This is a genomic window from Flavobacterium sp. UBA4197 (genome assembly GCF_002379575.1).
Classification (GTDB): domain Bacteria; phylum Bacteroidota; class Bacteroidia; order Flavobacteriales; family Flavobacteriaceae; genus Flavobacterium; species Flavobacterium inviolabile.
Window position 1 is genome coordinate 152,020 of sequence record NZ_DFUB01000015.1, and the last position, 15,510, is coordinate 167,529.

Sequence of the window (15,510 nt, forward strand, 5' to 3'; positions counted from 1 at the left end):
TGACTTTTGCAAGAGGGAAACTCCGATTGTTTGATAAAATACGTTAAAGCCTGAAGGAATAAAAAAGCACCCTGAAAAGAGTGCTTTGGTGTTATTTGATACGGTTAAAGTCTAAATCCTGGAAATCGTAACTGAAATCGGTTAACGGCGATATGGCATCCATCTTAATGTTGTTTAATTGCCCGTTTTTATCGAAAGTCAGGTACATGAAAGCATCGGCATGGAAATAGCGGTTAAACCATTTCACGGCAAAAGTATTGTCTTTATAAAAGAATATTTCACCGGATAACTGAGGAGAGCGTTTGGAGATAAAACATAGTTTTCCGTCTTTCTTCTCAATCGAAATTTCACCCAGCCAGTTGTCTTTATAGGTACCGATGAGTTTTTTATCATCGATTTTGATCTTTTTGTCTTTTTTGTTTTTTACGACAGTACTCCATACTTCATCGGTTACTTTATCTGCTTCGGCTTCGCTGGACATTTTCTGATGGCTGTATTTGGTCAGGTAGTCAATATAGGGAATGCCGAGATAGCTGTCTTTAATAGTATTGGTAATCGCATTGAAAGCTGCACCGGATTGCTGGTTCGTGAATACGATAATGCCAAGCTGTAATTCCGGAATTAAGGTAACCTGGGTTACAATGCCTTCCAGTCCGCCTGTATGGGAAGCCTGTAATTTTCCTTTTACGTCGTTTAACTGCCAGCCCAAACCGTAGGCTTTGAATAAAGTATTGTAAGGAGGCGTGGTATTATTGGGTAAAATGGTTTGCGGTGTCCACATTTCGGTGTGTTCTTTTTCGCTGAACAATTGCTTTTCTTTATTCGGGCCGTATTTCCCTTTTTGCAATTGTACCATAGCCCATTTGCTCATGTCGTTCACGCTGGAATAAATTCCGCCTGCAGCGTCCAGTATCGGGCTTTTATAGCGTTTGATCACCTGTAACTTTCCGTCAATAGGCACATGGGGAACTATCGTGTTGGTGGTGTCCTTTAACCGGGACCAGGTACCCACACTGTTGTTCATGGCAAGGGGTTTCATGATGCGTTGTTCTATGAATTCCGCCCAGGTTTGCCCGCTTATTTTTTCAATGACTTCTCCGGCAATAACATATAACAGGTTGTCGTAATCGTATTTTGTACGGAAACCGGAAACCGGCTTCAGGTACTGGATGTTGTTCACGATATCCTGAGGCGTAAAATTATGACCGTCCGGCCAGATCATCAAATCGCCTGCGCCAAGGCCTAAACCGCTGCGGTGTGTCAACAAATCCAGAATAGTGAATTCATTGGTCACATAATCGTTATACATTTTAAATTCCGGGATGTATTTTTTGACCTTGTCATCCCAGTCCAGTTTTTTCTCATCTACCAGGATTGCCAAAGCGGCACTGGTAAAAGCTTTACTGTTTGAGGCAATACCAAAAAGGGTATTTTCATCTACCTTTTCTTTGGTAATGATGGATTTGACACCATATCCTTTAGAATGGATTATTTTTCCGTCTTTTACTACAGCTACGGCAATTCCGGGTACATCGAAAGTTGTAAGTGTTTTGTCTACCAATTCGTCGATTTCAGGTGTCGTAATCTGGGCACCAATCGAAAAGCTTGTTAACAGTAAAAAGAAAAATCTATTCATAGTAAATGGTTAATTTTTTTATTCAATATTAAATCCTCGTTGTCTTTTGGCCTCAAAAATGAGAATGGCAGCAGCAACGGATACATTCATAGAGTCAATTTCTCCCTGCATCGGGATGATAATGTTTTGCTTGCTTGCATTCCGCCAGTCATCGGTAAGACCGGTTGCTTCTGTTCCCACAACTAACGCGGTTGCCGTGGTGAAATCCTGGGTATGATAGGAAGTGGAATCCTGCAGGGTAGCACAATATATGGCAATATTTTTTTCCTGCAAAAAAGCAATTACTTCTGCTGTCGTTCCGGTAGCAATCTGTCTTGTAAACAAACAGCCCACACTGGAGCGAACGATGTTCGGGTTGTATAGATCGCTTTTGGGATTGGCGATAATAACGGCGTCAAGATTGGCTGCATCTGCTGTGCGCAAAAGAGCACCGATATTTCCCGGTTTTTCAGGCGCTTCCGCTACAAGAATCAACGGATTCTTTTTTAATTTTAAAGCGGATAAGGCCAGGTTTTTAGATTCGGCAATAGCAATAATGCCTTCGGTAGTGTCGCGGTAGGCCAGTTTTTGGTACACCTCTCTGGAGATTTCAATAATCTCGATATCCGTATGGGTTAGCCGGTAGATTTCTTCCGGAGTGATAATGTCGGGCAGAAACAGTACCGTCTGTATTGCATAACCGCCTTTCTGAGCCAGCATGATCTCTCTTTGCCCTTCAATAAGGAAGGTTCCGGATTGTTTTCGTGCTTTTGCTTTTTCCTGTAATTGTACTAAAGACTTGATAAAAGGATTCTGAATACTGCTTATTTGTTTCAATGCCTGGTCACTTAAATGGATGGTAAATTTAACTATATTTTGATTTTTAAGACTAAAAAAATCACAAAATGATATTTTTTTACATACAGTTATTGTAAAGTAAGGATTTTCATAAAAAAAGATACCCGGAGGAATGACAGGTATCTTTTATAGGATAGTATTTTTTAGAATAATTTATATCCTAAAATAAAAGAGGTTGAGTTGAATTTGTTCTCCCAAACACGGTCTTCATTGGTTAAGTCACGATTTAAGGCATATCGCAGCTCAAAGCTGTATCGGTCTTTAAATTTGTATCCTACACCGATGGCAAAATTATAGTCCGGTTTAACGTCTGCTTCCAATGGTCTTCTGAAAATCGTATAGTTTAATTTCGATCCTAAATCGATATTATAACTGAATACCCCATTGAAGAACATTTTAGAGTCATCGTTTAAGAATAAATAATAACGCACACCAACCGGAATGTCAAAAGATTTGTAATCTACAGTATGGTTTCCGTCTGCTGTTGTAGCATCCGATTTATACGACTGGTAACTAGGTTCTGCTATAATGGACCATTTGTTACGGTATAATGGCAATACATATTCAAATTCAGCCCCGATCCGGATCGAAATTTTGCTTCCAAAGTCAATATTCGGATAACCATATTGCGTGGCAATACTTTCCGTTTTAAGGATGGAATTGCTTAAACCAAGTCTGATTGACATATGGAAAGGATTTGGTCGTACAATTTCTTCTTTAAAGCTTGTAGCTTCTGCAGCAGCAGGGTTTTTACATTTGTTGTATTTTTCAAAGAAAGAAATTAAGCTGTTTTTTTCATATTTCAGTACGTTCACATCTTTCATGCTGATACCCTCGCATTTTAAATCCATCCACAATTGCTGCTTGTACTGGTCATTAGTGTCTATTTCTAAATTTGTATTTAAAAAAGATTTGAAAATCAGCGGTTCTACTTCCGAATTGTTATGGGTATAGAAGAATTTATAAGCATTTTCATCTTCAAAAAGGTATAAATTGGCATCGCCTTCAAGAAGTACTCTAAGGAATAAATTTTCGGTACTGAACTGTGGTGCTCTGTCTCTGCCCAAAGAATTCAATTTTTCCGAAGAACGATCCAGTTTTACCGTAGCACTGATAAATTTTACTTTATGACCGGTTAATCCGAATTCTTTGACGGTAGTGGTATTCTCTTTTTTAATTTCCGGATTGTCGCCTAATTTGTATTCGATCTCTTTAGGATTGTTTCTCCAGTCTAAATTTTTAATCAGGCAAGAAACTTTTTCATTGTTCTTTCTAATGATGTAGCCACTTTCAAAATGTATCTGAGAATGGATTGAAGCGCTTGTAAGTAGCAGTAATGTAATTGCTAAAATTTTTTTCATGGTTTAGATTTAATTTAATTGTTATTTATAGTATTCCTCTTGATTTAATTTCCAGGTATTTATTGATGGTATCTAAGGTTAGGTGTTCCGGCTGGGTTAGAACAGAATAGATACCGTATTTTTTAAGTTCGTTTACAATCAGACGCTTTTCAAAAGCAAATTTTTCAGCGATAGTCTGGTCGTAAACATCCTGAACATTGGTGATGTTCTTATTGATTAATTCGTTTAATTCGGTATTGTTGAAGAATACCACAACCAGTAAATGGCTTTTGGCAATTCCTTTAAGGTATGGAAGCTGGCGGTGCAAGCCATCCAGTGTTTCAAAATTGGTATACAGGACAATCAGGCTTCGCTGGTTGATATTTTTCTTAATATCCACATATAACCGGCTGAAATCACTTTCAAAGAAATCGGTTTTGATATTGTAAAGCGATTCCATGATCAGGTGCATTTGCGACTGCCGGCGCTCTGCAATAACGCGGTTTTCAATCTTTTTGGAAAAAGTAAGCATTCCTGCTTTGTCGTGTTTTTTTAAGATGACATTTGATAAAGCCAGTGTGGCATTAATGGCATAATCCAGCAGACTTAAGCCGTTAAAAGGCATCTTCATCACACGGCCTTTATCGATCACCATGTAGACGTTCTGTGACTTTTCATCCTGGAACTGGTTGACCATTAGCTGATTTCTTTTGGCTGTGGCTTTCCAGTTTAACGTCCGGATATCATCACCCTGAACATATTCCTTGATCTGTTCAAATTCCATCGTATGCCCGATACGGCGTATTTTTTTGACACCATACTGGAATAAGTTGTTGGAAAAAGCCATCAGATCATATTTGCGCAGCTGGATAAACGAAGGATAAGCAGGAACCTGCTGATGCTGATCGAAGGCAAACCTGCGGGAGATTAATCGCAAAGGTGAGGCAACATAGATATTCAGGTTGCCGAAAAAATATTCTCCGCGTTCCGTTGGATGTAAAAAATACTGAAACTGATCTTTTTGACTGCTAAGCAGTTTTCGGTTAACTTCAAAGTTGCGAACCTGGAACTGAAAAGGGATTTCATCAATTATTTTCAGGGAAACGGGAAAAGAATAGTAGTTTCTCAGTTTTATGGTAATGGTGTTATCGTCTCCGTTAGAAAGTTTTTCCGGAACTTGCCGTGAGGCCTTTATGTTTTGTCTGGCAGTGAATAACAGCAGGATGTCAATACCGGTAAAAGCGGCCAGTATGAGCAGGAACAGCCAGCAGGCACGATACAGGGCCGGGAAAAAATAGGCCAGCACAAAGCTTACTATGATTCCTAACAGAATATAGAAAAAGAGATTGTTGAGGTATAACTTTTTAAAGAAATTCAAGGCTGCTGCTGTATAAATTAAAAAACGAAACTAAGGTTTATCGCGGAATTTCAACGGTGTCGACAATCTGTCGGATAATTTCGGTACTGGTAATACCTTCCATTTCGCGTTCCGGTGTAACGACCACACGATGCTGTAATACCGGTATGGCGGCTTCTTTGATGTCTTCCGGCGTTACGAAATCCCGTCCGCGAAGCGCAGCAAAAGCTTTCGAAGCGTTTAAAATGGCAATGGAAGCACGGGGAGAAGCACCCAGGTATAAAAAGGCATTTTCACGGGAATTCATCACGATTTTGGCAATGTATTCGATCAGGTTTTGTTCGATGATAATCTGTTTTACCAGGCTCTGATAATTCAGGATATCGCTTTTAATGACCACCTGTTTAACCGATTCCAGTTTGTTTCGGTCCTGTAATACATTCTCCCGTTGAATAATGGCAATTTCTTCGTCCAGATTAGGGTAATCAATATTGATTTTGAAAAGGAAACGATCCAGCTGTGCTTCCGGTAAACGGTAGGTACCTTCCTGTTCAATCGGGTTTTGGGTTGCAATTACCAAAAACGGCGTATCCAGGACATAGGTTTTGCCATCAATGGTTATCTGGCGTTCTTCCATAACTTCAAAAAGTGCCGCCTGTGTTTTTGCCGGGGCACGGTTGATCTCGTCAATCAGGATGAAATTTGAAAAAACAGGCCCTTTTTTAAACTCAAAAGCCGATTTTGACAAATCGAAAACAGAAGTTCCTAAAATATCAGAAGGCATTAAATCCGGTGTAAACTGGATGCGGCTGAAACCCAGATCCAGCGTTTTGGAAAGCAATTTTGCCGTAATTGTTTTGGCAACGCCCGGAACACCTTCCAATAAAACGTGACCGTTGGAAAGGATTGCGGCTAAAAGCTGGTCAATGATTTTTTCCTGACCGACAATTACCGTTCCTAATTCTTTTTTAATATTGTTTACACTCTCTAAAAGAGCGGTAAGATCCAGTCGTGTCCCGAAATTTACATTTTCAGTTTGTTCGGTTTGCTCGGTGTGATTATTGTCAAAAGTATCCATATTACTTTAATTTTTCTATTGCTTTACTGATTTCGATAACGTCCTTTTGGGAGCTTTCTAAATGATTTCTGTGTTTTTTGATCAATCGGACAACATTTTCGATCAGGGCTTTGTCCTTTCCTGTTTTCTGATGCAGGCGCTGTATAAAATTCTCGTCTAAATCAAAAGTATCCAACATATAGTCATTGCGCACTTTTTCAAGGAAATAAATGATCTTTTTTTCAATGATCAGGTGGTGATTGCCTTCCTGTAAATACAAATTACCAATTGTTTTTGTAAAATCCACAGTGGTATTTTGCAGCGGTATTTTGATCGGGATGACTCTTTGGCGGCGTTTGGCGTTAAAAATCATAAAGATCAGCATGCCGATAAGGAAAAGATACCAGGCCCATTTTAAAGCGGGCTGACTCAGGATGTAGCGCATCGGTGAGCTGGATATATTGTTGTCGTTATAGCTGTAAGACTGCCAGTACAGGCTTCCTGTTTTGGGGATTTTTCCCAGTATTGCAGCACAATAAGCCGCATTGTTGCCTTTCAGCAAACTGTAATTTGAAAAAGCAGTGGGCTGTGTGTGCAGGTAAAAATAACCCATTCCATAAGGTACCTTGATAAAATTAACCGTTTTTACAGCATTGGTTTCCTGATAACCCAATATCTGGGTACTTAAGGTGTCAATGGAATTAAAATATACGGAGCCGGCTCCTCTGTCGAACTCAAATGACTGCTGTCTGACATTTTTAGCGGTCAGGCTGAATTTTATTTTATCTGCGAAAGCAAAATCGCTCTCCAGGCTGAATTTTAAAGTGTCGGCAATTTTTTCCGGAAAGCTTTTCATACTCAGGAAAGCCGTATTTCCGTGATCGACAAAATATAATAATTCATCTGTCGAAGTCGGGTCAAGATCACTTCCTTCGGCAATGATCAGGACCGTTCCTTTGGCGTTATAGGTGGAATCGGCAAAATTGTATTTCGGGTCAAAATATTCATAAACGGAAGTCCCGAAACGTTCGATCTTCTGTTTGGGAAATAAATCTTTGATCTCGTGGTCCAGGACATATAAACCCAGCGGAATTTTGTCCTGAGTGGCATAGGTTGGCGCCCAGTTGATCGGTTTTGACCGGTTGGTATCCAAAGCGATTATTCCAGCGATAATCAGTACCAAAAATGCGATATATATTTTCAGTGTCCTGTTCATCAGATGGAATTTATTGTGTTTACGAATGCTTTTTCCGATTTTTCAAATACGGCTTCATTCAGCTCAAATTCACCATACCAGCTGTAGTCATAGATATACGACAGGTATTTGAAATCCTGGCGGAGCTTTTCGTCTTTAAGTTCATACAGGTAGTCGGAATTGGTTTTTTCGATGTCCCATTCTATCAGCGTTCTGTCAGATAGTCGTTTTAGCAGCCACAGGTAATAGTACCGGATGCTGAGACGATAATCCTGTTTGTTCTTGGAATCGCGGATCATTTTTTGAAAATCGATATTGTGAATGTCTTCTTCTGTGATATTGGCCGTGGTAATTTTCTTTTTGGATGATTTTCCAAAAATCCATTTCCCTTCTTTGTTAAGGATTGTTTTAACGATCAGGTAAACGATAAAAATAATGATTGCAAAAACCAGGATTTTAACGATGATCTCAAAAGCTGTTAAGTTTCTGCCATTTATGCCTGAGGAGAAGATGCGTTCAAGCCAATGCAGCAGCCAGGCTTTAAAATTATCCCAAACGGTAGGCTCTTTTACAATTGTTTCATACTGAAAATCGTCGCCCTGGTAATGTTCTTTAAAATCTTTTTTAAACGGTATTATTGTGGTCACCGAAGAATCGATCCGAACCGGAGCTGTTTCTTTTACCACAGCAGCATTCGTTCCGGTTTTCGGTTGTGCCGAAAGCGGTAAGCAAAGGAAGAAAAGTAATATGTATGCGATGAATTTATTCACGGTCTGTTCCAATCAAATCAATTTCACTTTTTGGGGTATTGTTTTCCGATTCTTCCCGGAGGCTATAATAAACGATGCCATGATTAACGAGAAGCAGATTCTGAAAAATAAAGTTCAGTAAAATGGAAAGTACCATTACCAGAACCATCATCATCATAAAAAAGGAAAATTTTTCGGGATTCGGTACGGCATTGGGATTATCCAGATCCGTAAATATCGAGGCAACACCCATAACGTAAGGAATCATGGTGATAATTCCCATAGCGACCTGTATAATGATATACATGATGATGGTGGAGCCAACCACATGCCATATTTTCGGCTGCATCATTTTCCATCCTCTTCCCAGGGATTCAAAATAACCGTTGTCTGTTGAAAGGTAATCATAAAAACTTAACGAATACCAACTGATAAAAGCCGGGATAAAAATCATGATTATCGGTATCCCGATGATAATGAAGATCAGGGCAAAACACAGGGCAAGCCCGATTGCCAGAAGCGGGAAGACGATGACCAGTGAGGCCAGGAAAAAGGTTATTACCTTACCGGTTTTGGCTTTAATGGCATTAACAATATCCCCTGTTGAAAAAGCAGTGTTTTTCTCAGACAGGTTTAAATAGACTACAGGATAAGTATAGCTCAGTAAGCTGATGAGCAGGATCAGTATCATTGCGAAGGCTCCGGAGCCAATAAACAATCCGATATTGTTATTGATAATGGCATCCAGCTGGTTGTCTGAAAATCCGGTGCTTATATTGGAAAAAAATCCTTCAAAGAAAATTTGCGAGACAAAATAAACCAATACTAATAAAATGAGCAGTAAGCCGCCGTTTATGATAAGGTAGTTTTTGAAATAATGTTTCCCGTAAAGATTAAAAAAGGTAAACGTGTCACCTACAAATTCACTGAAATTTCTTCGTTTAAAAAGTTGGAACATGTTTTCTATGGTGTTTTTTATGGAGAATAAAAGGATAGATCAGGTAATAATATGAAATAAGCGCCAGCGTGCCTACAATGATCAGGACATTCAATGCTCTGGGCATATCAATGGAATAACGGGTAATAAAACCTTCCAGAAATCCTGCTGCGATGGTAAAAGGAATCGTACTCAGGAATATTTTCAGACTGTTTTTAAAACCGGTTTTAAAAGAATTCAGTCGGGAGAACGTTTTCGGGAATAAAATACTGGCACCTAAAATAAAACCGGCCGCCGATTCGATCACGATACCAAAAATTTCCATTGCGCCGTGAATCCAGATACCGCGTACACTTTCCCAAAATACTTTTTCCTGATAAAAAAAGTATTGGAAAGAACCCAGCATAATGGCGTTTTGGATCAGCACAAAAAAGGTACCGATACCGGCAAAGATCCCGTAAATATAGCAGCGCATGCCCACCATCAGGTTGTTTATGGTGATCCCGATAAAGGTCGACCAGTTGCTGCCGCTTTTGTATATCGCAACGGGATTTCCGTCTTTTATGTTTTCAAGGGTCTGATTGACATAGCCATCACTCAGTATCAGTCGTACAAAAGTAGCGTCATTTTGAGCCGAAAGCACTCCGATACCTACACTCATAAAGAACAGGATAAAGGCATAAAGCAGGTAACGGCGGTATTCGTAAACGAGTAACGGAACTTCGGTTTTAAAGAAATAAACCAGCCGGTTCGTTTCTTCTCTTTTGGTCTTGTAAATTTTCTGGTATATCTGAGAAGCCAGGTAATTCAGGTAAACAACGGTCTTGCTTTTAGGATAGTACGTTTGCGCATAGGAGAGGTCATTCATTAAATGAATATACAAACTGGCCAACTCATCCGGATTTTTTTTAGATTTACCGAAGATTGCTTGCTCAAATTCAAGCCATTTTTCTTTATTTTGTTTTATAAACGCAACTTCTCTCATAATTCACAAACAGCTAAAATATAAAATATGTCAGAATTATCAATAGTTACTACGCAAAATGTTAATATAAGTTTCAGGACTGCTTCCGTGGGTGACCGGATTGTTGCGCAAATTCTGGATACGGTTATTAAAATAGCGTATGGTATTGCCGTTTTTTATATCTTTTTTTACTGGCTGGGCATTAGTGAATTTCTGAGAAATGCGGATATGTGGACGAAAGGAGCTGTGATCATGCTTTTTGCACTGCCGGTAATGCTGTATTCCTTACTACAGGAAAGCCTGATGGAAGGGCAGACGTTCGGTAAAAAGATCCTGAAAATTAAAGTCATTAAGATTGACGGCTATCAGGCTGGTTTTGGCGATTACTTAATGCGCTGGCTTTTTCGTATTGTAGAATTCAGTATCGGATACGGCCTTATCGGGCTGATTGCAATTGTAGCCACTAAAAAGAACCAGCGGTTGGGCGATATGGCCGCCGGAACAGCGGTGATCAGCTTAAAGCAAAATGTCAATATCAATCATACGATCCTGCAGGAAATCGATAACGATTATGTGCCGACATATCCGTTGGTAATCAAACTTTCGGATAATGACGTCCGGATTATTAAAGAAACCTTTGAAGCGGCTTTACGCGGGCAAGACTTTAATATTATATACAAATTAAGGGAAAAAGTGGAATCGGTTGCCGGAATAAAAAGCCAGTCCGGGAACGACAGTGATTTTATACGAACAATTTTAAAAGACTACAACTACTACACCCGCAATATGTAGGCAGTATTGGTGTTTATCAAAGAATAATAAAAAGAAAAGAATGTTTCAGCTACTTGATATTTTAGGGACTATGGCTTTTGCTTTATCCGGAGCCTTAACGGCAATGAATAAAAAAATGGACCCGTTTGGTGTTTTTATAATAGCGTTTGTTACCGCTGTTGGCGGCGGTACGCTGCGGGATGTCCTTATTGGACGCACGCCTGTAGGGTGGATGCAAAATCTGGACTATGTTTACATGATTACCTTAGGGTATTTTTTAGCCTTAGTGTTCCGGAAAAGTCTGGACAAATTAAGAACTTCTTTATTCCTGTTTGATACGGTCGGTTTGGGTGTTTTTACATTAATCGGACTCGAAAAAGGGATTGCGATCCATCTTCACCCCATTATTTGTATCGCTTTGGGTACGATGACAGCCTGTTTCGGCGGTGTTATCCGGGATATTCTGTGCAATGACATTCCGGTAATTTTCAGAAAAGAGATTTATGCTACCATTTGTATTATTGGCGGTGTTGTTTTCTTTCTTTTAAAAAAATGGAATGTAGCTGAGGATGTGTTGTATCTGACCACTTCCGTTGTGATTATCGTTATCCGGTTAATGGCTGTAAAATTCCAATGGTCGCTGCCCACTCTGGAGCACAAGGAAAACCGCTAACGCGTAAGGTATAAATACCCCGTTAACGCATCGGGATAATCCGGGTCGTTTAGTTTTAAGATATAAAAATAGGTCCCTTCCGGAGCCAGTTGATGTCCTACGCCGTCTTTAATAAAACCGCTCCAGTCATCGGAAGCATGATTGCCGCTCCATACTAATTTACCCCATCGGTTGTAAATAAAAAGCTCAAAATTCAAAAAGATATTACGCAGCCCGTCAATAAAAAAGGTATCGTTAAGATTGTCTCCGTTTGGCGATACGGCATTATAGACGTTAGGAGGACAGTTATAGGTGTTTAGTGTGAAAGAAGTAATGGTATGGCAGTTTTCATCCGTAATGCGCACAAAGATTTCTTTAGGGGCATGGGCTACAAAATAATGAAACGTATTTGTTATCGGATTGATGTTATTTTCCGCATCGGCACTGCTCTCATAAAAGCTGACAGTCTGATTGGGATTGGTTTTGACGATATTTTCATAATCTGAAAAATCAAAATAACCGGAACCCATACCTTTATTGCAGACTTTTAGAGGCTCCAGAGTATTGATTTTTGGCGATATGATTGTTGTAACACTGGTGTGGAAAGTATTGTTGTCTTCGTTAATTTCTATAACCTGTTCATCCGGATCTACCACGATTTTCAAATCGAAAGGCGAAAAAACGGTTTCGGGAATCTGAACGGTTACCGACTGGCTTTCCTGTCCGTCTACCGGGATAGCGTGCAGGGTGGCAAAAGTACCAACCAGATTGTCATTGGCATAGATCTTAACTTTGGTTCCCTGCGGCAGCGCATTGGTGCTTTCCAGGTTGTAAACGGTAAAATCTATGGTAACGGCTCTGGAATTACAGGTCAGGCCAATATCGTCAATGCTTACCGTAGCGTCGGGAAGCTGGCTGTTTAATTTGGTAACGATGGCATTGACCATTACAAAATCCTGGCCGGAAGTCAGTTCTATAGCTGCTGTGGTATCGCCCACATGAATATTGTCCTGAATATCATAAATGTCCAGATCCATATTGTAAAGCACGGAACTGCCGGTGATACTGTTTGTGCCGTTAAAAGCATTGTTTGCCGGATTTAAAGGCGGATTGCTCAGTACATTACCATTAATGCGCAGGGTTTCGTTCACAGCAATATCCCTATCGCCTTCCCAGGCTAAAAACCCGATCCGGGCATTTTGATTGTCAATTACATTCAGGCTGGAAAGGGTAATGTTAATGATGTCCGGAACAGCCTGCATACCGTCATAAATATTTAACTGGTTTAACGGGAGACTGCTGTTTTCATAAACAATGATGATGGCCCAGCCGGCAAAGTTTGTTTTTCGCTGAAAATGGGCAGCGATATAGTCCGATACATCCAGGTCGGACACGGTATATTCGCCGTTTCCGGACTGCTGTACCAACGTAGTCACGTCTTTAAAAGCACTGAAATAGCCCAATGTAATCCCCGATGTGGTTCTTTCATGGCTGAATGTCCGGTCGGCAGTGATGGGCTGATTGTTTAATTTGATGTTGAAATCTCCCGGACCGCAGCCTGCCCAATACAGATACGCCTTTTTAATACTATTTCCGGGGGCTAAATTTAAACTGGCCGATGAGGTAGTGTAAACCGCCGGAACAGTCTGAAAAGAATTCTCCTGCGGATTCAGGGTATTGCCTATAAATGTAAAGTCATAACGTCCGTTGAATTGATGGTACAGACTGATGTCCTGACTCTTTGCGGAATCAGGTAAAAACAAGGAAAGAAATAAGATAATAAGGTGTAATTGTCTTATCACCGGCATTTTAATTAGCAATTAAATGGTTCTAAAAATACTAATTATTTGAATACCAAAATACTAATATGTTGTAAAATGGATGAATTCTAAAACAAAAAATTCATAAAAAAGTAGTACATTTCCAAAGTTTATAGGACTTGCGTGGAAAATTACATTATAAGAAAATACAGTAAAAAAGATTTTATTGCATGGAATGATTTTATAAATCAGGCCAAGAATGCCACATTTCTTTTTCACCGTGATTTTATGGAATACCATCAGGACCGGTTTGAAGACCATTCCTTATTGGTTTTCGAAAAAGAAAAACTTGTGGCTGTTTTGCCGGCTAATATTGCCGGTAATGTACTGCATTCCCATCAGGGGTTAACCTATGGCGGACTGGTTTATTCCGATAAACTGAAACTGGAAAAAATCCTGAAAATTTTTAAAGCGGTTTTACAATTCCTGCATGAAAACGGGATTGCCACGCTTTATTTAAAAATACTGCCCCACATTTATACGGCATCTCCTTCGGAAGAACTGGAATACATATTGTTTCTGACTGAAGCCGAACTGATTCGGAGAGACAGTATGGCGGTAATACAGATGAACAACCCGGTCAGATTGGATAAAGGAAGGAAAGAAGGAGTGGCAAAAGGGGTAAAAAACCAATTGAACGTAAAAGAAACAACCGGTTTTGAATCGTTCTGGAACGAAATACTGGTACCCAATCTGCAAAAAAAACACGGCGCAAAACCTGTGCATTCTTTGGAAGAAATAACCGGTTTACAGGCGAAATTCCCTCAGAATATCCGGCAGTTTAATGTGTATTCCGGAGAGCAGCTTGTAGCCGGAACTACCGTATTTGAAACACCGGAAGTTGCGCATCTGCAATATATATCGGGTAATGAAACTAAAAATGAGTCGGGTAGTCTGGATTTCCTGCACCACTATTTGCTGACAAGCGTGTTCCATAATAAAAACTATTTTGATTTTGGTATTTCCAATGAAAACCAGGGGAAAAACATCAATCAGGGCTTATCCTTCTGGAAAGAAAGTTTTGGAGCCAGAACAATTGTTCAGAATTTCTATAAAGTGAATACCGCCAATTTTTCTAATCTTGACAACGTACTAATATGATACCGTTTTTAGATCTCAAAAAAATAAACCAGCCTTATGAACCGCTTCTGAAAGAGAAATTCGAATCTTTTTTAGCAGGCGGATGGTATATTTTAGGAAATGAAGTGAAAACATTTGAAGCCGGTTTTGCAGCCTACTGCGGTGTGAAATACTGCATAGGCGTTGGAAACGGACTGGATGCTTTAACGCTTATTTTAAAAGCGTATATCGAATTGGGAAAACTCCGGAAAGGGGATGAGGTTATCGTACCGGCGAATACATATATCGCCAGTATTTTAGCTGTTTTGCAGGCGGATCTGGTTCCGGTATTGGCAGAACCCGATCCGGATACATACAACATCAGCCCGATAGCGATGGAAAAAGCGGTCAGCCCGAAAACGAAAGCCGTTTTAGCGGTTCACCTGTACGGGCAATTGGCGGATATGAACCGGATTATGGAGCTTGCGGAAAAGCATGACTTATTGGTCATTGAAGATGCAGCCCAGGCGCATGGTGCCGTTTTAAACGGGAAAAAAGCGGGTAATATCGGTCATGCTGCCGGATTTAGCTTTTATCCCGGGAAAAATCTGGGCGCTTTGGGCGATGCCGGTGCGGTTACTACAAATGATGAAGCTCTGGCTAAGATGATTTCCGCTTTACGGAATTACGGCTCGGAAGTGAAATATATCAACGACTTTATAGGTGTTAACAGCCGTTTGGATGAATTGCAGGCCGGCGTTTTAAATATAAAATTACCTGCTGTTGATGCCGAAAATCAGCAACGAAGAAAAATCGTAAAGCGCTATCTGGCGGAGATCAACAACCCGAAAATTGCGTTGCCTTATTATGACGGTTCTGAAAATCATGCCTTTCATCTGTTTGTTGTGCAAACAGCAAACCGGGATATGCTGGCAGCATATTTAAAGGAAAACGGTATCGGTACGCTGATACACTATCCGGTTCCGCCGCATCAGCAAAAAGCATTGCCGCAGTTTCATGGTTTGTCTTTCCCGATCACCGAAAAAATACACCGGGAAGTTTTGAGTATCCCGCTCCATTCGGCTTTGACCGATACGGAGATTACGCATATTATTCAGATGTTAAACCAATATTAG

At 40.1% G+C, this 15,510-nt stretch carries 14 protein-coding genes; 4 read left to right on the forward strand and 10 right to left on the reverse strand.

Features of this window, described 5'->3' with window-relative positions; genetic code table 11:
* Positions 1-91: 91 nt before the first annotated feature.
* The 9 genes from B3394_RS08145 to B3394_RS08185 all read right to left on the reverse strand — a co-directional run bounded on the left by B3394_RS08145 (position 92) and on the right by B3394_RS08185 (position 10,093).
* Complete coding sequence (locus B3394_RS08145; RefSeq protein ID WP_286915024.1) at positions 92-1,636, reverse strand: serine hydrolase; 1,545 nt, start codon at positions 1,634-1,636, stop codon at positions 92-94.
* An 18-nt stretch (positions 1,637-1,654) separates the two neighbouring features.
* Complete coding sequence (locus B3394_RS08150; protein ID WP_273243859.1) at positions 1,655-2,452, reverse strand: TrmH family RNA methyltransferase; 798 nt, start codon at positions 2,450-2,452, stop codon at positions 1,655-1,657.
* A gap of 164 nt (positions 2,453-2,616) precedes the next feature.
* A complete protein-coding gene (locus tag B3394_RS18220) occupies positions 2,617-3,834 on the reverse strand; it encodes a porin family protein (RefSeq protein ID WP_177735852.1) in 1,218 nt (405 codons plus the stop codon).
* A gap of 25 nt (positions 3,835-3,859) precedes the next feature.
* Positions 3,860-5,191 carry a DUF58 domain-containing protein gene (locus B3394_RS08160; RefSeq protein WP_286915026.1) on the reverse strand — a complete coding sequence of 444 codons (1,332 nt, stop codon included), beginning with the start codon at positions 5,189-5,191 and terminating at the stop codon, positions 3,860-3,862.
* A gap of 37 nt (positions 5,192-5,228) precedes the next feature.
* Positions 5,229-6,248: an AAA family ATPase gene (locus B3394_RS08165; RefSeq protein ID WP_177735848.1), complete on the reverse strand. Its 1,020-nt coding sequence runs from the start codon at positions 6,246-6,248 to the stop codon at positions 5,229-5,231.
* Position 6,249: 1 nt separating this feature from the next.
* Positions 6,250-7,443, reverse strand: coding sequence for a DUF4350 domain-containing protein (locus B3394_RS08170; RefSeq protein WP_273243854.1), 1,194 nt, complete (start codon positions 7,441-7,443; stop codon positions 6,250-6,252).
* Complete coding sequence (locus tag B3394_RS08175) at positions 7,443-8,204, reverse strand: DUF4129 domain-containing protein (RefSeq protein WP_177735844.1); 762 nt, start codon at positions 8,202-8,204, stop codon at positions 7,443-7,445. The genes B3394_RS08170 and B3394_RS08175 overlap by 1 nt, the downstream gene beginning before the upstream one ends.
* A complete protein-coding gene (locus B3394_RS08180; RefSeq protein ID WP_273243852.1) occupies positions 8,185-9,129 on the reverse strand; it encodes a hypothetical protein in 945 nt (314 codons plus the stop codon). Before B3394_RS08180 ends, B3394_RS08175 begins: the two co-directional genes overlap by 20 nt.
* Positions 9,113-10,093, reverse strand: coding sequence for a stage II sporulation protein M (locus B3394_RS08185; protein WP_273243850.1), 981 nt, complete (start codon positions 10,091-10,093; stop codon positions 9,113-9,115). Before B3394_RS08185 ends, B3394_RS08180 begins: the two co-directional genes overlap by 17 nt.
* A 27-nt stretch (positions 10,094-10,120) precedes the next feature.
* Here B3394_RS08185 and B3394_RS08190 point away from each other — a divergent pair, with 27 nt between their 5' ends.
* Both B3394_RS08190 and B3394_RS08195 read left to right on the forward strand, forming a co-directional pair.
* A complete protein-coding gene (locus B3394_RS08190; RefSeq protein WP_177735838.1) occupies positions 10,121-10,864 on the forward strand; it encodes an RDD family protein in 744 nt (247 codons plus the stop codon).
* A 40-nt stretch (positions 10,865-10,904) separates the two neighbouring features.
* Complete coding sequence (locus B3394_RS08195; RefSeq protein ID WP_177735836.1) at positions 10,905-11,516, forward strand: trimeric intracellular cation channel family protein; 612 nt, start codon at positions 10,905-10,907, stop codon at positions 11,514-11,516.
* Here B3394_RS08195 and B3394_RS08200 read toward each other — a convergent pair.
* Positions 11,513-13,297, reverse strand: a complete 1,785-nt coding sequence (locus B3394_RS08200; RefSeq protein WP_286915028.1) for a gliding motility-associated C-terminal domain-containing protein — start codon at positions 13,295-13,297, stop codon at positions 11,513-11,515. The two genes, B3394_RS08195 and B3394_RS08200, sit on opposite strands and share 4 nt — an antisense overlap.
* 141 nt (positions 13,298-13,438) lie before the next feature.
* Between B3394_RS08200 and B3394_RS08205 the strand changes: the two genes are divergently transcribed.
* Together B3394_RS08205 and B3394_RS08210 are read left to right on the forward strand one after the other, a co-directional pair.
* Complete coding sequence (locus B3394_RS08205; RefSeq protein ID WP_286915030.1) at positions 13,439-14,416, forward strand: GNAT family N-acetyltransferase; 978 nt, start codon at positions 13,439-13,441, stop codon at positions 14,414-14,416.
* Complete coding sequence (locus B3394_RS08210) at positions 14,413-15,510, forward strand: DegT/DnrJ/EryC1/StrS family aminotransferase (RefSeq protein WP_286915032.1); 1,098 nt, start codon at positions 14,413-14,415, stop codon at positions 15,508-15,510. Before B3394_RS08205 ends, B3394_RS08210 begins: the two co-directional genes overlap by 4 nt.

Excerpts from the sequence above, each read along its gene's own strand:
- B3394_RS08165 (WP_177735848.1), bottom strand. The coding sequence starts at position 6,248 with ATGGATACTTTTGACAATAATCACACCGAGCAAACCGAACAAACTGAA.
- B3394_RS08180 (WP_273243852.1), bottom strand. The coding sequence starts at position 9,129 with ATGTTCCAACTTTTTAAACGAAGAAATTTCAGTGAATTTGTAGGTGAC.
- B3394_RS08145 (WP_286915024.1), bottom strand. The coding sequence starts at position 1,636 with ATGAATAGATTTTTCTTTTTACTGTTAACAAGCTTTTCGATTGGTGCC.
- B3394_RS08170 (WP_273243854.1), bottom strand. The coding sequence starts at position 7,443 with ATGAACAGGACACTGAAAATATATATCGCATTTTTGGTACTGATTATC.
- B3394_RS08185 (WP_273243850.1), bottom strand. The coding sequence starts at position 10,093 with ATGAGAGAAGTTGCGTTTATAAAACAAAATAAAGAAAAATGGCTTGAA.
- B3394_RS08195 (WP_177735836.1), top strand. The coding sequence starts at position 10,905 with ATGTTTCAGCTACTTGATATTTTAGGGACTATGGCTTTTGCTTTATCC.
- B3394_RS18220 (WP_177735852.1), bottom strand. The coding sequence starts at position 3,834 with ATGAAAAAAATTTTAGCAATTACATTACTGCTACTTACAAGCGCTTCA.
- B3394_RS08190 (WP_177735838.1), top strand. The coding sequence starts at position 10,121 with ATGTCAGAATTATCAATAGTTACTACGCAAAATGTTAATATAAGTTTC.
- B3394_RS08210 (WP_286915032.1), top strand. The coding sequence starts at position 14,413 with ATGATACCGTTTTTAGATCTCAAAAAAATAAACCAGCCTTATGAACCG.